The organism is Psychrobacter sp. KH172YL61 (assembly GCF_007182895.1).
GTDB classification, from domain to species: Bacteria; Pseudomonadota; Gammaproteobacteria; order Pseudomonadales; family Moraxellaceae; genus Psychrobacter; species Psychrobacter pacificensis.
Genome location: NZ_AP019516.1, coordinates 1,939,121 through 1,959,647, shown reverse-complemented (window position 1 = coordinate 1,959,647; position 20,527 = coordinate 1,939,121). Strand labels below are relative to the sequence as shown.

Here is a 20,527-nt window from a genome sequence, read left to right as displayed (position 1 = left end):
CTAATGTTAGTAGGCGCTTTTTTTATGCTCATAGATTTAATTGATTTGAAGATTTATAAGTAGGCTCTTTTTTGCGGAATACGCTTGCGTAAAAATAGCAATAAAACAAAATAGAGCAACCATAAGCCAGCCAGCGCATAAAATCCTATAGCGACTTGAGAGATACTGGCACCCATTTGGTTAAGCTGTACAGAGGTGTTGATCGCAGGGGGTAGTTGGTACGATCCAGCGTATTACTTGCAAAACTTGGGGCAACTGGTCTGCTGGCCATGGATAGCCGCTTAAGAAAAATATCGGTAAGGAGATAAAAATTAAGATCTGCATACTGCGCTCACGCTGCCGGAACCATAGCCCAAGTACACAGCCGAGCGTTGCGACTGTCGGACAAAACAGTGCTAAAAACAATAGCGTTCCGAGCATATTTTGCCCACGTGGATAATGATGTAGCTCAAACGCCCAACCATAATAAAAACAGCCAATGATAAAGCTTAGCGTGCTCAGCGCTGTGATACGTCCGAGCCAACCGCGTACACTCGCAGCATGACGCCGCTGCTCATACCAAGTGCCAATCAGCATGGCGGTTGCCATCAATAGTGTCTGTTGTAAGATAATGACGGAGACGGCTGGTACGACGTAGGCACCGTAGCCTTCAGTTTGATTATAAAGTGGCATGATTTGTAGTGGTACTGCTTGAGCGCTCCGTGCTGCGGTGGGTGCATAAGCGCCTTTCGCGATATTTCTCTTTACCTTGATCCCCGCTGATACAGTACCAACTGCTTTAGAGAATCCCAGTTGGACGTTCTTATTTAAAATAAAGTAGCCGCCATTGCCGAGGACGCTAACATACGCTTGCTGTCCTGACATGACTTGTTCTTCAAGGCCGCTTGGAATCAACATATAGCCTGCAATTTGATCGGACCATATGGCTTCTTTGGCCGCTTGTTCATTGATAAAGTGCTCAGTATCTAGATATGGACTGGCACTTGCATAACGGGCGAGCGTGCGCGACAAGTTACTATTGTCATGATCAACAATACCCACTGGTACATGGTTGACCACTTCAGTTGAGTAGGGCCAAGGATAGAAAAACCCATAGATAATCGGGGCAATAATCAGCATCAAAAGTACGCCTTTATCCCCAAAAACGTCTTTGAAAGTTTGAATAAAGCTTGTCCAAAATGTTTGAGATGCTGGAGCGATATCTGATTGAGGTTTTTTGCGCTTGAGCTTTGATTGTGCGGACATTAGCGTGCTCCCCCAACGTTCAGGATGCGCCAATGCGCGTTTGGTTAATAAGGCTGTCAGTAGTATGGCTATCATGGTAGCAACCGCTAAACCATAGACAATGGGTAGGGGATATAGCAAGCGGCGCTTGCATTTGTAACTGGGCAATATGTAGCTTGAGGTAGTGTGTCAGTGGCAATGCATTTGACCAGTATTGCGCGCTATCACTAATCGCAATATAAGGAAAGGTCACACCGGCAAAGGCATAAGAAGGCGCTGAAATAAAACCAGTGGTTGATAAACCCATACGTAATGAGAAAGAATTCAAAGTAAAAATAGCACCCAGCCAGAATGACAGTATCATCAAACACAATAGGCCGATATATACTGCGATGATTGACCCAATGCTTATATTTTGGTTCGACGTTACAAGCCACAATACCAAAGCCGACCATAAGCTATAGGCCAATATTGGCCAAAAATATTTGCCTAATAGACCAGATAACAACACTGATATACTCACCGAATTGGGCATTTTTGAGTCTGATGATGGTGCAGTGTTATTATTGCTATCTTGTGTGGTGTTTAACGCAGCTGCTTTTTTAGAAGATTTAACCAAGGTTAAGTCAGGTGTACCTGTACTGATAAAGTTATACCAGCGACCAATATTTTTATCGCGCAGCTCGCGACCAATGGTGGTTGCCCCGACGACCATCGCTAATATATGTAGTAGTGCAGGTATGACGGTCGATGCCAAAAACTGCTGATAATTGGTTGCAGCATTGAACAAACTAATACGCTGGATACTGATAGGCGAGTAAGCAGTCATGGCTTGCGACGGCCCTACGCCTTGCTTTATCAATCGTTTGATCTCTACCCCTGCGGATAAGGTGCTAGCAACTGCTTGGACAGCCGTTTGAATAATGCCAGAGTGCGTACCGTACTGGGCGTTTACTTGTAGGGGTTAAAGGGGCAGGCTTGTTAGATAAAATGTTACGCGAAAAGTCTTCAGGAATGATGACAACCGCATAAATATCACGTTGCAAGATCGCAGCCTCTGCATCCGCTGGTGAATAATAAAGCTGTCTAACCGTAAGCGTAGGACTGGCTTCTAAGTAACGTACGGTAGTATTGGCAACAGCACTATTGTCTTGATCGATTACTCCAATGGGTAAGTCAGTAATCTGAGTCTGTGAAAATATCCACCAAATCAGCAGCACTGTAGCTAGTGGTATCCATACCACCATACTAAGGTCCCAATGGTTTTTGGCTAAAAAACGGCGCTCATAAGCGGCGCTACGTAAAAAAGCCTCACTTAACTTAGTCAAGTGCATGGCCTACTCTTGGTTCTGATTGATAGGATTAATATGCACAACCACACTCATTCCTGAGCGAATGCGAGTATCAGGCGTGGATGGTCGTGCTTTGACCTCAAAGGTACGCACATCAAAACCATCATCATTGTTGGTCGGTCGCCAAGTGGCAAAATCAGATAAGGTCGATGTCGCATAAACAGTAAACTGCTTGCTATAAGGCTTATCTGCTGATGATAATGCGGGAATAGTACCTGTAAATGTCTGACCGATAGCGAACTGGTTTAAATACGACTCAGTGACATTGAGCACTACCCATTGGTCATTGGTATCCACCAACGTCAGCAAAGGAACGCCTTGACCGATGACTTCTCCAGCACTAACGATGACATTGTCCACAACACCAGCGATAGGGCTCTTTAGATTGGCCTCTTCTTTTGCTGCCAGTGCTTCATCTAGCTGGGCATCAACTTGTGCGACTTGAGCGGTAGCCGCTGATTTGTCTTCACTGCGAGCACCTTCTAATGCCAAATCATATTGCAAACGTGCGGCTTCAGTTTGGTCTTGAGTGGCTAGGTATTGGGCATAAGCCTCATCGCGTTTTTGCCGTGCCATCAATCCTTCTTCATACAGACGATTGACACGCTGATAGGTGTTTTCTGCCAAATCAGACGCGGCTTTATTGGCTTGCCAAGCGGCTTTGGCTTGAGCGATCTCTTGCGGGCGTGCCCCGTTTTCTGCTTTGTCCAATTGACTTTGTGCGATTTGCTTACCAGCACGTGCTTGGTTGATCTTAGCGTTAATCTCAGGCGAATCCATCTCAATGAGTTGTTGACCCACCGTAACCGTATCACCTTCTGTCACCATAATGTTAGCAATGCGGCCTGCTACCTTTGCAGCGATAGAGGTTTGCTGCATTTGCATTTGCCCTTGGAGGGTAATGACTTCTGGTTCATTATGCTGATTGCTTTTATATAAACCGTATGCAATTGCGCCAAGAACACCTAATACAAACAGTACGAGCAATATCTTTTCATACGAGCAGATTTATCAGCTTTTGCGTTGCCCCGACTATAAGCGGGTACAGATTGCTCTGGAACGTCAGACCCACTAGATACATTTTCTATTGGATCGACGGAGGCTTTTGTATCTTGAGAGGTCACTGACTCGTTTGAATCAACTGATTTATTTGAGTTGTCTGATTCGTTTGGAAATTCAGTCATGACGGTGTGATTCCTAAAGCAGCAAAGTTGAGAACAAAGGATTTATGATTAGTACACTCGAACAGCATAAGGTTTGGCATTGTCTATGGCTTCAGAATTAAAAATCGCACCAAAAGCGACGACAAAGGCTGAATAATATAGCCAAAGCATAATGACCACCGCCGCTGATAGCGCCCCAAATTCAGCACTATAGTTGTTGAAGTTTTGCACATAAATCGAAAACAGTACGGACAATATAATCCAAAGAATGGTCGCGAGCGTTGCTCCTGGAACCAGTTTTTTTAGTGCAACGGCATCGCGATTTGGCGCGAGACGATAAAGACTTAAAAAGCTTAAAAAGATAATACCCGCCAATACAGGCCATCTGGCCCACAGTGCAACCGTTTCAGCCACTTGAGGGAAGGGGGAAGTAATTCGCTGCTACAGGGATAATAGCAATAGAAGACACCGCTATTATCAAGACGACTACTGCACCAAAGGTCAGGCTCACTGCTCGAACCGTGCCTTGTATAAAGCTGCGCTCTTGGGTGATATGAAAAGCGAGATTGACAAGGGCAATTAAAGATTTGATGCCTTTGGAACCAGCATAAAGGGCAAGTAAGGTCGATATGATCAGGCTAAATGTCAGCGTGGATTTGGTATTAGAGACCAACTCGCTCAGGCGCGAATTGAGGACTTCGTACACTGTATCAGGTATAAACGGACGCAAAATGGAGATATGCTCCTGCATCTCAACGGGTGAAAATACGAGACCATAAATCAGCACAAATACCGCCATTGCTGGAAAGATGGATAAAAAACCAAAAAATCCGACACTGGCGCAATGTGCCCAAACATTAGTGGTATTCGCAATAGGCCACGTTTGTAGCAAAGTTTGTAGCCAATTATTTATCGATTTGGACGTTGGTTTTTCATAAAACAGTGATTCACTATAGTAATAGTATGGTTTATTGAGCGTTATTGTTTGATAGCGTCATGCTGATTTGGTATATATCTTCGCTCATTAGCCTTATAACACTTAAAAGTTGAAACGACGACATAGCGCTTATTCGTATACTTTATAAGCTTTCATATACAATCATCATTCAGTGTACAAAGTCGGCAGCTGGATATCAGCGGCATTAAGATAAGCGTTAAAAGCAAGCGGCGTACCGCAGCTTTGCATGAGTGCGGCCAATGACTGTACATAGTCGTTTGCTGCTTGCGCTTGCTCAGTACGTGCTTTGAGCGATTGCGTTTGTGCTTGTACCACATCGACTGTGGTATTCACGCCTTCTTGCAATCCTAAGCGGCGCAATCTTAACACTTCTGCAGCCAAATCAACGTTACTTTGTAGCGCTTGATAGCGTGATTGAGCATTATTAACATCGTGCCAGTTTTTTTCTACCAGCAGTAGCAGGTTGTCGCTGACTTCAATCTCAGAAAGATCTGCCTGACGTATTTGAGCATTGCTTGATGCCAATGACGCGGTTTTATCCAGTCCGCCCCATAGCTTCCAACTGGCAGAGATACCAGCGACCCAGCTTGGGTCTTTTCGAGCTGACCATAACCATATAGCAAGACTGTCGGCTTGTAGCCAGTATCTGATAATGCATGCAACTGCTGAGCCTGCGCGCGTTTGGCGGCGACCTTTTGTAATCCTGGATGATTATTCAGTGCCAAATCCTGAAAATAGCTAACATCCGGTAGGGGACGGCTAGAGACAAATAATGGCGTCGTCGGCTTAATACGATAATCAGTACGTAGCAATCGCTGTAGCGCAATCATGGCTAAGCGCGCGTCGTTATTGGCATTGACGGATTCGCTTTTGGCATCGGCAAGCGCAGACTGTGCTTCTAGTCTATCGACGCGCGAAATAAAGCCTTCTTCAAACAAGCGTTCTGCCATATGATCCGTTTGCTGCAAGGTATCGTAAGCATCCCTCACGTAAGTAAGCGGCAATGATCGCCAATTGGGCCTTAAAATACCGTTCAATTAACGTATTATAAAGCTCGTTTTTATCAAGGATGCTATCGGCGACTGCTTCTTGTGTGCGTGCATCTGAGGCGCCAGTCAATGCGTCCGTACGTCCAGCTGTATAAATAGGCCAGACCACACCAAGACCTGCGCCCGTCGTCGATCCTGAGCGCTTAATATTATAAGAGTCTGGAATTCGCTCACCGACCAACTCCCCAAAGTTTGGTAAATCTGGCAGGTCTGCAATCGGAGGAACCGCGTTATCGACGGTATTATTTACTCCGTTGACGATACCGTTTCTAAGAGACGATAGATCTATATCCTCATCAAGATGGTAAGCACTGGCAGAGACGCGCGCAAATACGAGGGGGTTGTCGATGGTTCTGAGGGCCTCAGTTTGGTATTCGCTGGCAGCGATGGCTGCTTGATTGGCCGCTATTTTGGGCGAGACTTGAACCAAAAGCTTTTGCGCTTGTTCTAGGCTTAAAAAGCTAGAGACTTCTAATGGATAGCTATTATCCACGGCTTTGTGTGTGATTGGATCGATAAGGGTGTTTAATGCACTGTGCTCAGCATGAGTCTCTGCTAATGTATGACTAGGTGCCATTGCTGTCTGAGCTGTCTGATTATTAATCTGACCATCGGCATCCACAATTTTTGTCACAGTCACCGGTGTCATGTCATCTGATGATTCTATATTATCTGAGCCCGTGCTCGCATAAGTCACTATAGGGCCGCTCATGAGTGCAACTGTCATCATAGCAGTCGGTAGCGCTGATAAAGTGAATTTCATAAGTCACATAAGCCATTAATTAGAATGTAAGGTATTATAAAATAACGGACAGCATTAATAGATTTTATCGCTCAGAATATAAAGCGGTCATACTATTATAAACGATTTGCTAGTAAGCGAATAAATGATGCTGAAATAAAGTATTTGTACTGAAATATCAGAATGCTTTTTTAATAAAGTGCGTGCTAATACGAAAGCGCTAAAAATGTATCATTCAAAACAAGGCGTACACTGTATAGCCACAATGGTGACGGGTCAATGCTCAGTATTCTGCTACTCTCTATTGTGTCATCCCTAGCGGTATGATAGAGGTTTGAGCTGTTTTTAAATATTCGTTTATAAGTAACATCATAGCGAATAAGACGTCTTAGAGTTAACCAATTTAAATTAACGTGCTGTTATTTTTATCATTAGGGCGTCTTGAACATTCGACCATGGCACTGACAGCGACTATTTTTTAGGCGATTCGATGTTAAGAATAATAAGTTTAGTCATTTTAAGCGCTTATTTTTAACGATGAAGCGGCAAAAAAGAGTCCTATCCCCTGCTTTTATCGTTGGGGCTGATGCTAAAATTGCCCCATACGGCGTTACAAATCTCGCTAAGGCATCTGCATTATCGTCGCTTTGTGCCTTGTCTGGAACCATTTTAGCGATCAGCAGTGCCTATTTGCGAATGTTCAACACGCCCTAAATAATTTGGCCAGTCATTTATAAAATATACAGTGATTGATTAACAGCAAATAATGAATAGCCACTGGTTTTTATCAAATAGAACCAACAATATCAGTAGAGGATATGCGTAATGGCAGGATATATTTTGGCGTTAGATCAAGGGACAACGTCGAGTCGAGCGATATTATACGATGATCATGCACGGCCTATTAAGATGGCACAACAGCCAACGACGCTGCAAACGCCAAAAGCGGGATTTGTTGAGCAAGACGCACAGCAAATCTGGCAAACTCAGATTAGCTGTGCGCATGATGTTATCAATCAGGCAGGGTTGCTTGCTACTGATGTCACCAGTATCGCGATTACCAATCAACGCGAGTCTATTGTCATGTGGGACAAGCAAACAGGGAAACCGCTCGCACCCGCTATCATTTGGCAAGACAGGCGCACGGCAAACTATTGCAAGACACTCGCTGCTGAAAGCGCTACCAATAGTATGGATGATAGCGTTCATCAGGGTGCTGATAGCGCCAATATGGCCGATGAGGTTCAGCGCATCACAGGTCTGCGCTTAGATCCGTACTTCAGTGCCAGTAAAATTGCTTGGCTGCTCGAAAATAATCCCAAACTCAGCGTACGTGCGAGTAAAGGTGAGATAGCAGTTGGCACCATCGATAGCTGGCTGATTTACAAGCTAACTGGCGGCGAGCATGTCATCGACGTGACCAATGCTTCTCGTACTTTGCTATTTGATATTCATAAATTGGCTTGGTCAGAGACGCTTTGCGATCGGTTTGCCATTCCTATGACTATATTGCCTAAGGTACTGCCATCTGACGGTGATTTTGGCAAAACCAAAAAGGCCTATTTGCAAAGCAAATACCCATTCAAGCCGTGCTCGGCGATCAGCAGGCCGCGCTTTTTGGGCAAGGCTGTCTCGATGCTGGCATGGCCAAAAATACTTATGGCACAGGGTGCTTTATGCTGATGAACATTGGTCAGCAGCCAAAACTGAGCGAGCACAAGCTGCTAACCACCATCGCATGGCAGCGAAAAATATCGCCAACTCGTCCAGACAATTTATCATTTGATCAAATCTTACAGTCAGGTAAGCGAATGCTACAGCCACCCAAAAAGAAGTTACCTATGCCTTGGAGGGTAGTGTTTTTATGGCAGGAGCTATCATCCAATGGCTACGTGACAATTTGGGTATGATTCAACAAAGTAGCGATGTTGAAGATTTAGCTCGCCAAGTAGACAGTAGCGAAGGTGTGGTGCTATTACCTGCTTTTACCGGATTGGGTGCGCCTTACTGGCGTTCTGATATCAGTGCTAGCATCACTGGTATGAGCCGCGGTACTACTAAAGCCCATATTGCCCGTGCTGCGTTGGAAGCAGTTGCCTACCAGACTTATGATGTACTCATCGCCATGCAAAAGACAGCCCTCATCCCTTGACTGAGCTGAGAGTAGATGGCGGCGCGGCAAATAATGATTTGCTGATGCAGTTTCAGGCAGATTTGCTAGATGTTCCGGTGCTACGTCCAAGAGACACAGAGATTACGGCAAAGGGTGCAGCACTACTCGCTGGTTTAAAGACTGGGCTTTACGATGAGTCAACCATGAAAGCATCATGGCAAGTAGATCGTATTTTTGAGCCAAGTATGTCGATTGATGCTCGTGAGCAACACCTTGATAAATGGCAACGTGCCATCGCAAGGTCATTAATGCAGATATAGGGTTGATTTCTATAGTAAATTTATCAATGCTAATCTCTTATGATTACCCAAAGTATGAGCGCACCGTACATAGACGTCATAAAGATACAGGCTGTAACGCAATGTAATCGCAATACGGACACAGTTTACATAATCAGGCTATCTGTCTCTACCTATAAGTTTCTATACTTCAGTTGGATTTAGCAATATCGCTAATCTTTTAGCAAATAAATAATTCAACAAATAATAAATAATTTAGGGACAATACTATGAGTAACCATGACGCTATCGATCGCAGTGAAGTAAAAAACATGTCTAAAGAGACAAAAGAAGATTTGAATGCAGACATTATTACAGGTGAGCCAGGCTCACATCCAGTAGGTACAGGTATTGGCGGTGTAGGCGGTGCAGCAGCAGGTGCAGCCATCGGTACTATGGCAGGCCCATTAGGTACGCTCATTGGTGGTGCAATCGGTGCAGTTGTTGGTGGCGGCGCAGGTCATGCAGCAGCTGAAGCCATTGATCCAACCCATGAGGAAGCTTACTGGCGCGCAGAGTATGCCAATGCTGATTATTACAAAGAAGGTTACGAGTTTGATCGCGACCTACACCCAGCGTATGCGGTAGGCTATGCAAATCGCGCTCGCTATCCAGTAGATGCACGTTTTGAAGATCATGAAGCCGACTTAGAGCGTTCATGGAATGAAGTGAAAGGCGATTCTCGTTTGGCGTGGGATGAAGCGCGTCTAGCATCACGTGACGCATGGCATCGTGTATCGTAGTACGTGTTTTACAAGAAAGTCAGATGTTAAAAAGACTTATGAATATGACTACTGTTTACTCAATGACTTTAATAGATAGCTAACTTAGCAGACGAGCTGTCTCTTAAAAACGCTGACAATAGATTACTATTTCGTTGCTGAAAATAGATTGATTGTACGATTGGTTCTATTAATGACTTTGACCAGCAGTATGTATGTTATTTTAAAACTTCCAAAGTCAACCTTTGGGAGTTTTTTTTGGCATAAAATTTGCTATGAATCCATATGTATGAATATAATATAAGAAAAACAGGGGACTTATGACTAATAATGACGGTAGTAAACAGTTTTATATTGCCACAGCTAATTTATTGAACTTTGCTAACCCTAATCGCATTTATTATGAGAATGCCCCAGCTTATGATAATAAAGCCTATGAGCATAAGCGACGTGGTCTGACAGATCTGCTGGCTAAAGCACACGCTGATATCATTGCCGTACAAGAAGTATGGGATAGTAATGCACTAGAAGCACTAGCTGTCGCACTAGGATTCAAACCAGAGCAGGTGGTTATTCCGCTTGCAAGCAATGACACTGCAAGTCCATATACTCAAGGTAGAGGCGCACAGCATACACCAGCCGTTGGTATTATTAGTCGATTTGAGCAATTAGAGACGACCTTATTAGAAGAGATTGCACCAAAAGCTGTGATTGATATCCCCGATATCGGGCCTCATCAGCATTTTAATCGTCCACCTTTGATATTGCGTGTTGACGCATATGGTCAACCAATAACGATCATCACGGCGCATCTAAAAAAGTAAACGTGCGTTTTTCTTACGTGACGAAAATGGTAACCTATTAGAAGACATGGATGATCCAAATATCCGTATTCGTGCCAAGCTTCGTAGTTTGTGCATGCGTGCTGCAGAGGCGGCATCTATTCGTATGTCGATCATGGAACGTTTGCATCACACGCGTGAGCCATTGATACTGCTTGGCGACATGAATGATGTGACTGGTAGCGTAACAACCCAGCTGATGACGGAGACTGGCGAGGTTAATTATGATAAAAGTATGCGTGATGTCGCACTTTTGACGCCGCTCGTATTCAAGCTCGCTATGGTTGGATGAAAGATGTGGCTTACACCCATATTCATCAAGGTATGCCAGAAGTGATCGATCAATTATTTGTTTCAGAAGAGTTCTTACCTGATAGCAAGTTTTCGCTCGGTCAGGTTGAAAGAGTTGATTATTTCAATGACCATCTTAAGTGGGATTATTCAGATAGGGTGACTGATCATGGTATTATAAGAGCGAAAATTAAACTGAATGATTAACTTCATAAAATTAGATAGTTAACTCTAGTAGAGTGTTAATCGATACATTAACTTTTAACCCATTCATGTCCCTTGCTTGATAGTGTACAAGCGTTTATGATGCCTCCTCATTGAGGTTAGTAGCGATAACGTTGGCTCTACATTTGAGCCACTCGTTGATTCTCCAGTGATTTAGGACGAATGCTACTCAATGAAGATTGAATTTATGAAATAGGACGTAACATTAAGAGATTTACAATGAGTGATAACAAAGACGAAAAAATTGAAGATGTGTTAGTAGATTCGGAGTTGGCAAAAACTTGTACCAAACAAGTTTAAATTTACCAGCCAACAGGGCCGCGCACGTCGTCAAAAACTTTTGGCTGGTGCCAAAAGTTGAGTGAAACACAAGCTATTAATGATATTACTCTAGCAGCTGTGTGTGAAGAAGCAGGAATACCAAGAGCTTCTGCTTATCATTTCTTCCCTAACATTGAAGCAATATTTTTAGCATTGCGCTTTTTGAATGCGATTGAAATATTAGAGATGGTAGAAACCGTTGATATCGGCAACTACGATAGATGGCAAGGATATCTAACCGCGCTGATTGATCAATGCGTGACGATCTTCCATAACGATGAGACCAAAGCCAAACTCATTTATGACACCAATACGCCTGATTTTGAAGGTGATGAATTTGGCGAAGATATGGACCATCAAATTGTTGACTTGGTCTATAAGCGTTTATCAGAGCGTTATGAGATGCCAAATTTTGAGGATATCCAAAACACGCTATTGATTGCTTATAGTATTGTTAATGCGATATTTACCTTGTCTTATCGTCGTCATCAGACCATTACGGATGACTATATTCAAGAAGCAAATACCGCATTTATCGCGTACTTACGCTGCTATCTACCAGAAAAACTACCACGTAAAAACCGCTAATTTTATCTATAGTAGACACAAAAGCCGACAACTCTGTCGGCTTTTTTACCCTGTTATTTAGTAAGGCGCTTTAATTATTAGGCGTTAGATCTTGTCCGCGGCAGATATCATCACTGGCATCTAAAGGCGCATACTGCTTATAGTAGCTGACGATAGATTGCTCTAAAGCCACATTGGTCTGCGCATCATGGGCATTAATATAGGCTTCGCGTGCTTGCTCAAGCCAGCGGTCCGCCATACGAAAATGTATGCCTGACTCACGCCACCCTCGCTTACATTGATTGGTCGCCGCCCAAATTAATGCCACTTCACTAAATGCCATCTCACGTGGCGCTGACTCTATACCGCCACTGTCTTTTAGCGCACTCAGCGTCGCCCACAGATCAGGTCGCATTAGAGCAGAGGTAGTAGGGATATCTTGCTGTAGTTTGATGCTTTGCGCTGTATCGTTCTTTAGCGATTGTAAGATAGACTCTGCCGTTTCTGCCGCAACTATGCCCGCAGCTGAGCGGTTATTCATACTGTCTTGATGGATCGCATAAGTAAGCCATGCTTGTGCTTTGTAAGCGAGGTACTGCTGATGAGCGGTTTTGTCTTTTTGCTGATAGGGCTGTAGTTGCTCTACCATACAGTTGAGTACACGTTGCTGCGTGCTTTGATATTTATAAGAAGGGGCTTGAGCCTGAATATCATCACGACAGTCTACAGCACTATTCGCATCAACGATTTGAGCCGTGTCGTTAGCGATGCTATCTTGTGCTGAAGCAAGGGATACGACACTCAAAAGTAACAGTGCCGAGAGTGCAGTATGTACTGGTTGTTTATAAGCAGTGGTTTTGATGGCAGCTTTAAACATGATGCAAACCTTATCTGAAGGTAATGAGTGTGGGTATTTACCATTATTAGGGCTGACTCTGCGACTCCTGTCTAATCGCTTATTATATTGCCAGTAGACAGGAGTTAAGACGCTATCATTAGCTTACAAGGTAGTCGTATTAACTTGCGTAGAGTCACTGTTTAAACGCTTGTTCTTACGTGGGTCTTCACGCTTGAATAGATTTTCATCAAACTTAAAGCGCAATCTAAAGTAAGCCCCTTCTTGAGTACTGTCGTCATAGGCGATGTCTTCATCTTCAAAGCCCATAAAGTTATAGCCAAGTGACAACCAAAGGTTGGTCATTGGGCTATAGCCCACTTCAGCACCTAACATATAAGACAAATCATCTGCTTGCTTATTCCAATAAGTACCCGCTTGCAAACCAACATCCCAACGTTCGCTAATATCGTACAGACCGCGACCATAAACGGCATGAGCAGTATTGTCACTGGTAATGTTGTCTGCTTCATATTCTGTATACTTACCCGCATAGCGACCAGACAAGGTTAGGGCACGCGTTGGATGGTAGTTACCATTCCATGACCAAACAGTGGTGTCTTTTTGATAAGTATCATCACCCGTGTTATTGTCATCCAAACGATACTCAAGCTTTGCAAGCATGTCTAGTTGATTGCTGTCGTAATCACGATAAGCGGCACCAAGTTGGAAACGATTAATCGTGCGATCACCATCATTATAGTCGATGCGCGAATAGGTATCTTTGGCCAATAAGGTAATCTCATCGGTATAACGATAGGCAATACCTGCGTTACCAAGTAAGGTGTCGCTTGTCTCGCCCCAACGTTTCTCAACACGTCCTGATGCTTTGTAGTTTTCTTTGGCAAGATACTCAACGCCAAAACCTGCCGCCGTGGCGGTGTTGTTCTCTTCGCCTTCTAATGACTCAACGCGCTCAAGCAACGTATTTAGAGTCAGGCCTTCTTGTACATACCACTTGTTTTTCAGACCGATAGCGGCTTCCGCTTCACGCGCACTGATCGCGTCACGCATGCGGTATTCGCTATACACTTTACCGTCTTTCATATAATTGACGTCAAAGCCCACAACGGTACGTTGACGCTCATCAGTATCATCAAGACCATAGCTACCAGACAAGCTATTGATCAAATCATGACGTGCATACAGACGACCCAAGCCACCGATTGGCGTCTCACCACCGATGGACGTCGCGTTACGTGAGCTATTTTCGATATCTTGCTCATACTCTGCAAACACCAAGCTATTATTTAGCTTGGGTAGGCGAGAAGTGATACGGGCACGAACCGTTGTGCCTTCGATGTCTTTGTCAGCATCACTAACGCTATTTAATGCTGACTGGTTGATAATGTCATCGTTAAATAACGTATCGTCAGTAACGTCTACGACATCTGTTGCCGCTTGCGTATTGCGTGAGGCTGCCGTGGCATCTTGTTTGTAGTAACGCACACCGATTTCACCAACGACATTTTCACTCAAACGTTGCTCGATACTGGCTTGTACGCCTTCACGACTCGCGTCAGTAGTATGATCCTTGGTACGCACACCTTCTAACTTCAACGCTGTTTTTTTGTCGTTGAATGTATGGATGACTTCTACGCCAGACTCCGTACGTCCAGCAGTCAGTGGTGATGCACCAGTGACAAATCCTTCATCTGCATCATTGTAATAAGCCTTGGCACGCGTGTCTTTCTTATTATCAAAGTCAAGCTCGACACGTAAGGCATTGCCCTCAACATTATTATCGTCTAATTCTGTGGTGTTGATCTGATTGCTTGGCTGAAAATTAGGGTTCTCAGCTTTGTTCATTGCGTATTCAGCGACCAGCTTTAGCTTATCGTTGAACTTGATAACGCTATTGACACTAGCCAGCTCTTCTTTGTTCAATGGGTCGTCGCTATTGATATAGCTACCACCGATAGCGACTTTATTAGTCAGTTGCTGTTTGGCAGCGATACCACCAACCAAATAGTCCTCACCACCTTCATCCACTTCTACTGTGACACGAATGTAGATAGGATTGCCTTCGAGATCTTGACTCGCAATCGGTGATTTTAGATATAAACTGCGGCTAATCGGGTCTATCTCATAATCAGCAAAACGAGTTAGCGTCTCACGGTTGACGATTAAGCCAGGGTTATTACGGTCGCGAGTGATCACTTCGATAGTTTCTGAGTTCTCTAACACGGCATCGAAGTCTTCAGCTAATGGGTAGGGACCTGAAATACCTAAACCGCGAGTCTCATTAACGCGCTGGCTAGTACTGGTCTCTGCCAAAAACGTAGTCACGCGAGTATTATTATCTTCAAATTGCGCCTTTAGACCAGTCAAGGTGCGATTGTACTGACCAAGCTCAATGCCTTCATCATTGTCAATTTGTGTTTTTAGGTCGCCATACATAGCAAACGAGCGACCTTTGTCTAGACGCACATAGAGCTTACTGGTTGATTGCGCATCAAAGCCCTTAGCCGATGAGTCACCATAGACAGGGATAGTATTCGCCAGGCTCGATATCACGGAATAATCGCTCGCCTTTTTGTCACTGTCATAAGCCAACGTCAGCAAGTAATCTCCGCGCACTTTGCCTTTCAAGAACATTGCCGCACGACCAGTGGCTGAATAATCATCATTGCCTGAGATTTCATGCAGCTCTTGCTCGAACGCGCCTTGTGCGTCTGTGATATTGCTGCCATCAAAGTCTTTGAGAGAGATAGCACCTTCGACGATACCCACAGCAATGAGTGGACGCAGCTTAGCCGTGAACTGTAGTGGGATAATTTGCTTGCTACTACCCGTATCGATGACCAACTCACCTTTGCCTGGTGCGCTTGGCGCGATGACTGGTATTAATAGCTCACCCCCTGATACAGTAACTTGGGTACCGGCTTGATCTTGGCTGCTGTCTTTCAGATTGATACGACCGATATTAGTATCAAGTGTAAGAGAAGTAGTACCGATATAGGGGCGATTGTCGCGATCTTTTAGACTAATAACAACCTGATATTCGCTGATACCATCTGCTGGGACTAGTTGTGCTTGCGTACGATAATCAATCGCTTGCAGACTATCAGGTGTCAATACGGTGATGGTCTGCTCGGAAATAGTTTTGCCATTGATGTCAGTTGCCACACCACGTAGAGTATTGCGTCCGCGTTTTAGGTCAACCGCATAATAGTCAAAAGCCATTACATTTTGCTTTTCTTGCTCAGCAGTTTTACCGATTTGCTGCTCTGATATCGCTTTGCCATTGGCGTATAGAGTAAATATTGAACCAAGTGGTGCTTGTACCTGTACCATCTGCTTGTAAGTACTGAGCTGTTGACCTTCATTTAGGTTAATGAAGGTGACATTATTGTTAGCCACTTCTTTTAGATATTCTTCGAGCTCTTTTTCTACTGGAGGTGCAACCGTTGTCACGGCCATGTCTACACGATTGGTCGCATCCCCAATCATGTCGTTGACAATAGCAGAATCACAGTTGTTACCAAGGTCTAGGTCGCCATTGATATTGCAGCCACTTGCATCGACATTATCAGTCGTGTCGGCATCGTAGTTTGGCTCTAATGTTAGCACTGTTTTTACCGCTTGCTCTAGCGTATCATTCTTAGCACTCACTGATTTGCTACGAGCGATTAACTCGGCGTTCAGACGCTCAGTACTATCGCCCATGCCGCCCACAATCGCAAAATCTGCACGATGTAGCTCGCCATATTTCAAATCGACAAAACGGCTGCCAGCATCACCCGCATTACGGTTGCTTTGGGTGACCAGCTCTGTTTCTCTAGGGATCGTCGTGCTATCTACTTTTAGTACGTGTGTTTTGGCACTGACCCCATAAAAGTTGTATTTACCTTCAGGATCGGTCACGATGAAGTTGCCGTTCTCCATATAAATACGGACACCAGCAACCCCAAGCTCGCCGTCTTCTTTTTGCTGAATACCATCACGGTTGATATCGTGATAGACCTTACCAATGATGATACCGTCAGTATTCATGACGCCGCGTTCTACGTCGATTTTCCACTGTGCTTCTCTTGATACTAAGCTTTGGCCTTGCTCATTGTTAGCAACTGCGATTGCGCGGTTGATACCATCACCACCTAGTGATGAAGCACCGATAAGCACACGATAAGTAATTTTTTTACTTTCGCCATTTTCCATGTTTCCTAAGTTCAATACCTGATATTTACCATCAGCTTTAAACTCGGTGGTCTGTGCTTGATTGATATCAATATCAGTCGTTGGACTAACACGTACACTATTCTCAACGTAGTCAAAACCACGTGGTAAGGCATCTTTTAGCTGTACATCGTAAGCAGTAGCGTTACCATTGTTCGTGATATTGATGGTGTAGCTGACATAATCGCCGAGTTCAGCACTTTTTACGTCACTTTCCTTTGTGACAACTAAAGCTGGGTTGTCATCGACGATATTAATTTGTGAGCTCAGGTCACTGATACGCACGGTGAAGTCAGACGCGTTCGGCAGTTCATCAGCACCAGTACCAACCGAAGGGGCGATACAAGCATCTAAACTGACAGTCAATGTGTCGTTGTTCAACGTTTGGATAAGCTTATCGTCAATAGCGTTAGCGTTATTTTGAGTGGCTGCTGATAGCTGATATTTACCTGTGTTATTACCGGTTTCTATAGCTTTAAGTGAATAGCTATCTCCAGTTTTTGGTGATTTGATGGTTACCCATACTTGATCAGGCTTGTCAGTTTGTACATTACATTGCGCATAGCTGGCACTGACATAAACGTCATCATTAATTTGTGAAATCGTTTTGCTTTCATCAAATTTAGGGGTGGTGAATTTGATACCAGATTCGATAATGACTAAACTATCGGTCGCACTCACGCTAGTCACTGACGGGTCTTCTAAGACAACTGCACCAATCTTAATGTCAGCCGTATCTCCATCCCTTACCATTAGCATCTGATAGAGCTTGCACAATAAACTGAATGTTTTCACTCTGACCAAGCTTGATTTGGGCACTCATGTTATCAAGAATCAGTTGTGTATCACCACTATCGACAATGCCGTTTTTATTCAAGTCTTGATAAACTTTCAAATTAGATAGAGTTGGCGATACATCAAGCGTCAGCTCAACAGTCTGATCACTATAGCTAGTATTACTAAGAACATTAACCCAATTCACCAGTGTGTTGGTGCGACAGTACGCAAGGGTTGCTGAGTTAAGTTAATACCATATTCAGATAAGGCAGAGGCTTTGACTTGAACTTGGTTTGAAATGCTATTCTGTTTGATAGAATTGACGTCATAAGAAGCATTAGCGATATTGTTGATAGTTTGTACGAGAGTGGTGGGCGCAGCAAACGCTATATTTGATTGCATAAGCAACATTGCAGCCGTCAGCGCAGAGATCCTCGCTGTATGCAACGTAATACGATTAGACGGTGTCATTAAAGATTTAGTCATATGTCGCTTATCCAATAAAACATAAAAGGGCCGGGTAGTAATTCTCCAGCTTGGCTCATCAAAATCAATTAGGTCAAGCTGGAGCGTTAGTCTATAAGCGTCTTGTGAAGCTTATAGACTTTGAAATGTTAAATATCAATTAACGAGCGTTTTTAATTTTGATTTTAAAAGTCAAGGTGCCAACGCCCTGAGGAACTAGAGTATAGTTAGTACCAAGAACTGCAGTACTGGTAGTACTAGCTATGCCTGCAGTAGATGAGGCAGTCGCAGAAGTAGCAGGTGAACTAGCTACTAAATCCGCACCAGCTGAAAAGTTAGACAACAAGTCCGAGATGGTTAAATCGTTAAGATTAAAACCTAACGCTGCTGAAGAAGTATTAGTCGCCTGAATACGATAGATAACACACTGATCAGGTTTCGCCTCGACCGCAGTCTGAACAAAAGTACTTGCAGCAACCGTACCTGAACAAGTCGCATCTAATGCTTGAGACTTCACTAAAGTTAAGCCTCTAACGTTAGTCGTATCAGTCACTGTAGTAGCAGCAGGTGCATTAATACCAGCAGGCGTTAGCGTTACAACAGAAGTTTCAGTGCTACCAACAGCTGCAGCATCAGCAACAGTTGCAGGAGCAGCTACATTGCCCGACGACACATTGTAGTTGATTGCTAATGTGCCACCAGGTGCAATACCATTTGGAAATTGAGCGGTTGGTAGTGTAGTGCTATTAAGAGTATATGTATTACCACCAGCAACGGTAGGTTGCAGCGTTATAGTAACCGGAGCGCCATTACCAGGCGGCGTATAAGTAGCACTAACAGGACCAGTAACAGGTCTGACAGCCCCATTATTGCCACCATCAGCAATAGTGAAAGTCAATGGATTAGCATTGGTACCTTCACCATCTTGACCGCTGTTAGTAATGAGAGTTGAATGAGTCGCTTGACTAGCAGTACCTGAGGCAGGGGGAACTTCTCTAGTCGTTGGATTGCTCACCACAACCGCTCGTCTGGTAAAGCTAGTCACACCAGGACTATCTATACCAGCGCCGTTACCTTCACCCGCATCATCAGGTATTCTAGTAACACCTATAGTGCCATCTGTACTATCGAAAATATCATAGTCAGTACCAAGTACAGGATTAGCAGGTAGCGGGCTAACCGGACCGACAAACTTATCGTAGACTTCTGCGTTGTTAGTTACTGAACTATTAGCAGATGTAAACTGATCTCTATCGACGTTAACCGTGAAAGTAATCGTGCGACTTGCGCCAACGGCTAAGTTTGCTACGGCAACATCAATAGCTTGTCGACCACCGATAGTGGAAATCGTCGCGGTACCAGCACCACCAGTTACGGTCACGTCTGATGCTGTGCCATTAGGTAAACTCAAACCTACAGGAAGCACATCTCGAATGACAATATCAGTCGCAGCAGCACTATAGTCAGTAGTCGCGTTAGTGACTACGATACTATAAGCAATCTGTGGGTTGGCGACTGTCAAATCGACAGTACTGGTCGCTGTTTTTACAATTTTAAAGGTAGGCAATCTCACGATAGTTTGGTTTTCGTTTACCAATGTCGCACCAGGTGCATTATTAGCAGTAAAGAAAGTACTGGTCGCTGTTAATGTGCCTACACCTTTGTCATTACCGTTACGATTGTCTGGCGTAGCTGCTTCGTAGCTTAAGTTAGCTCTAGTACCTGGCTGTAGTCTAATAGTACCGCCATTAGTTAGGGTACCTGTCTGTGCTTGAGTTCCTAAAGCGGTGACTTGAGCAGAAGTTAGAGGAGTGCCATCTGCTTGTACAATAGTAAACGTAACAGGCGCAGTACCTAAAGGGTAGTCTGGAGTAGCCGTTACTAGTGATGAGTCATTACCTGTGGTGTTAATGGTATAAGTATCCGTCACGTTACCCGTGTTGGTTAAATTATGAGTAAAGGTAGTTGTACCACCTGGCGTAGCAGTCTGATTGATAGCAGTATCGTCACCAATACTACCATCATCAACAGTCGATGTAAGTGCAAAGTTAGCCGTTTCGCTAACGTTAACGGTTACTGTGTTAGAGGTTACAGATGGCTGACTGACGCCAGCAATACTGTAGCTTGCAGTTGCTACGTTATTAATTGGCGCAGCGCCTGCTGTTACAGCGTTAGCTGGGGTCGCTGCATTAGCGCCAGTAGACACACCCATTACTGCGGCGACGCCGACAGCTAGCAGGCTATAGTTAAAAGTGATTGATTTCATATAATGCTCCAGAGTTAAGATTAAAAATTGAAACGTTA

Annotated in this window: 18 protein-coding genes and 2 pseudogenes; 6 read left to right on the top strand and 14 right to left on the bottom strand. The window is 44.1% G+C overall.

Translation table 11 applies throughout. The annotated features are described in order from the left end of the window. Positions 1-180: 180 nt before the first annotated feature. The 9 genes from PKHYL_RS10360 to PKHYL_RS17625 form a co-directional block, all read right to left on the bottom strand. The gene (locus PKHYL_RS10360) at positions 181-1,320 is read right to left on the bottom strand and encodes an ABC transporter permease (RefSeq protein WP_240365089.1); all 1,140 of its coding nucleotides are present in this window, start codon (positions 1,318-1,320) and stop codon (positions 181-183) included. Beyond that, on the bottom strand, positions 1,265-2,086 hold the full coding sequence (locus tag PKHYL_RS10355; protein ID WP_240365088.1) for an ABC transporter permease: 822 nt from the start codon (positions 2,084-2,086) through the stop codon (positions 1,265-1,267). Before PKHYL_RS10355 ends, PKHYL_RS10360 begins: the two co-directional genes overlap by 56 nt. Before the next feature lie 31 nt (positions 2,087-2,117). After that, entirely contained in the window at positions 2,118-2,552 is a 435-nt protein-coding gene (locus PKHYL_RS10350) for an ABC transporter permease (RefSeq protein WP_240365087.1), read from the bottom strand. 9 nt (positions 2,553-2,561) lie between these two features. Then, entirely contained in the window at positions 2,562-3,563 is a 1,002-nt protein-coding gene (locus PKHYL_RS10345; RefSeq protein WP_240365086.1) for an HlyD family secretion protein, read from the bottom strand. Positions 3,564-3,808: 245 nt separating this feature from the next. Further along, on the bottom strand, positions 3,809-4,114 hold the full coding sequence (locus PKHYL_RS17640) for a YihY/virulence factor BrkB family protein (RefSeq protein ID WP_269778158.1): 306 nt from the start codon (positions 4,112-4,114) through the stop codon (positions 3,809-3,811). A 31-nt stretch (positions 4,115-4,145) separates the two neighbouring features. Then, the gene (locus tag PKHYL_RS17635) at positions 4,146-4,631 is read right to left on the bottom strand and encodes a YihY/virulence factor BrkB family protein (protein WP_269778157.1); all 486 of its coding nucleotides are present in this window, start codon (positions 4,629-4,631) and stop codon (positions 4,146-4,148) included. A 210-nt stretch (positions 4,632-4,841) separates the two neighbouring features. Further along, on the bottom strand, positions 4,842-5,240 hold the full coding sequence (locus PKHYL_RS10335) for a TolC family protein (RefSeq protein ID WP_240366526.1): 399 nt from the start codon (positions 5,238-5,240) through the stop codon (positions 4,842-4,844). Next, on the bottom strand, positions 5,144-5,665 hold the full coding sequence (locus tag PKHYL_RS17630) for a TolC family protein (protein ID WP_269778156.1): 522 nt from the start codon (positions 5,663-5,665) through the stop codon (positions 5,144-5,146). Before PKHYL_RS17630 ends, PKHYL_RS10335 begins: the two co-directional genes overlap by 97 nt. After that, positions 5,628-6,509: a TolC family protein gene (locus PKHYL_RS17625; RefSeq protein ID WP_269778155.1), complete on the bottom strand. Its 882-nt coding sequence runs from the start codon at positions 6,507-6,509 to the stop codon at positions 5,628-5,630. The genes PKHYL_RS17630 and PKHYL_RS17625 overlap by 38 nt, the downstream gene beginning before the upstream one ends. A gap of 804 nt (positions 6,510-7,313) precedes the next feature. Here PKHYL_RS17625 and glpK point away from each other — a divergent pair. The 6 genes and pseudogenes from glpK to PKHYL_RS10300 all read left to right on the top strand — a co-directional run bounded on the left by glpK (position 7,314) and on the right by PKHYL_RS10300 (position 11,928). Continuing rightward, positions 7,314-8,921, top strand: a pseudogene (gene glpK / locus PKHYL_RS10325) (glycerol kinase GlpK). A gap of 248 nt (positions 8,922-9,169) precedes the next feature. After that, positions 9,170-9,682, top strand: coding sequence for a hypothetical protein (locus PKHYL_RS10320; protein ID WP_071001334.1), 513 nt, complete (start codon positions 9,170-9,172; stop codon positions 9,680-9,682). Between the two features lie 299 nt (positions 9,683-9,981). Beyond that, positions 9,982-10,485 (top strand): endonuclease/exonuclease/phosphatase family protein, encoded by a 504-nt coding sequence (locus tag PKHYL_RS10315; protein ID WP_240365085.1) that lies wholly within the window; start codon positions 9,982-9,984, stop codon positions 10,483-10,485. 46 nt (positions 10,486-10,531) lie between these two features. Next, on the top strand, positions 10,532-10,795 hold the full coding sequence (locus PKHYL_RS10310) for a hypothetical protein (RefSeq protein WP_240365084.1): 264 nt from the start codon (positions 10,532-10,534) through the stop codon (positions 10,793-10,795). Further along, positions 10,792-11,001: a hypothetical protein gene (locus PKHYL_RS10305; protein WP_240365083.1), complete on the top strand. Its 210-nt coding sequence runs from the start codon at positions 10,792-10,794 to the stop codon at positions 10,999-11,001. The genes PKHYL_RS10310 and PKHYL_RS10305 overlap by 4 nt, the downstream gene beginning before the upstream one ends. 237 nt (positions 11,002-11,238) lie before the next feature. Then, positions 11,239-11,928 (top strand): annotated as a pseudogene (locus tag PKHYL_RS10300) (TetR/AcrR family transcriptional regulator). Between the two features lie 70 nt (positions 11,929-11,998). On the opposite strand, the gene PKHYL_RS10295 reads toward PKHYL_RS10300, so the two are convergent. From PKHYL_RS10295 to PKHYL_RS10275, 5 genes are all read right to left on the bottom strand, one after another. Continuing rightward, positions 11,999-12,784 carry a hypothetical protein gene (locus tag PKHYL_RS10295; protein WP_093070864.1) on the bottom strand — a complete coding sequence of 262 codons (786 nt, stop codon included), beginning with the start codon at positions 12,782-12,784 and terminating at the stop codon, positions 11,999-12,001. A 123-nt stretch (positions 12,785-12,907) separates the two neighbouring features. Beyond that, positions 12,908-17,734, bottom strand: a complete 4,827-nt coding sequence (locus tag PKHYL_RS10290) for an SdrD B-like domain-containing protein (RefSeq protein WP_240365082.1) — start codon at positions 17,732-17,734, stop codon at positions 12,908-12,910. Continuing rightward, positions 17,709-17,963: a hypothetical protein gene (locus PKHYL_RS10285; RefSeq protein WP_240365081.1), complete on the bottom strand. Its 255-nt coding sequence runs from the start codon at positions 17,961-17,963 to the stop codon at positions 17,709-17,711. Before PKHYL_RS10285 ends, PKHYL_RS10290 begins: the two co-directional genes overlap by 26 nt. After that, the gene (locus PKHYL_RS10280) at positions 17,960-18,244 is read right to left on the bottom strand and encodes a hypothetical protein (RefSeq protein WP_240365080.1); all 285 of its coding nucleotides are present in this window, start codon (positions 18,242-18,244) and stop codon (positions 17,960-17,962) included. Before PKHYL_RS10280 ends, PKHYL_RS10285 begins: the two co-directional genes overlap by 4 nt. A gap of 139 nt (positions 18,245-18,383) precedes the next feature. After that, positions 18,384-20,489, bottom strand: coding sequence for a beta strand repeat-containing protein (locus tag PKHYL_RS10275; protein WP_240365079.1), 2,106 nt, complete (start codon positions 20,487-20,489; stop codon positions 18,384-18,386). Between the last annotated feature and the right edge of the window lie 38 nt (positions 20,490-20,527).

Coding starts and splice junctions, on each gene's coding strand:
- PKHYL_RS10280 (WP_240365080.1), bottom strand. CDS start 18,244: ATGACTAAATCTTTAATGACACCGTCTAATCGTATTACGTTGCATACA.
- PKHYL_RS10305 (WP_240365083.1), top strand. CDS start 10,792: ATGAAAGATGTGGCTTACACCCATATTCATCAAGGTATGCCAGAAGTG.
- PKHYL_RS17625 (WP_269778155.1), bottom strand. CDS start 6,509: ATGAAATTCACTTTATCAGCGCTACCGACTGCTATGATGACAGTTGCA.
- PKHYL_RS10320 (WP_071001334.1), top strand. CDS start 9,170: ATGAGTAACCATGACGCTATCGATCGCAGTGAAGTAAAAAACATGTCT.
- PKHYL_RS10275 (WP_240365079.1), bottom strand. CDS start 20,489: ATGAAATCAATCACTTTTAACTATAGCCTGCTAGCTGTCGGCGTCGCC.
- PKHYL_RS10310 (WP_240365084.1), top strand. CDS start 10,532: ATGGATGATCCAAATATCCGTATTCGTGCCAAGCTTCGTAGTTTGTGC.
- PKHYL_RS10315 (WP_240365085.1), top strand. CDS start 9,982: ATGACTAATAATGACGGTAGTAAACAGTTTTATATTGCCACAGCTAAT.
- PKHYL_RS10290 (WP_240365082.1), bottom strand. CDS start 17,734: ATGGTAAGGGATGGAGATACGGCTGACATTAAGATTGGTGCAGTTGTC.
- PKHYL_RS10295 (WP_093070864.1), bottom strand. CDS start 12,784: ATGTTTAAAGCTGCCATCAAAACCACTGCTTATAAACAACCAGTACAT.
- PKHYL_RS10360 (WP_240365089.1), bottom strand. CDS start 1,320: ATGATAGCCATACTACTGACAGCCTTATTAACCAAACGCGCATTGGCG.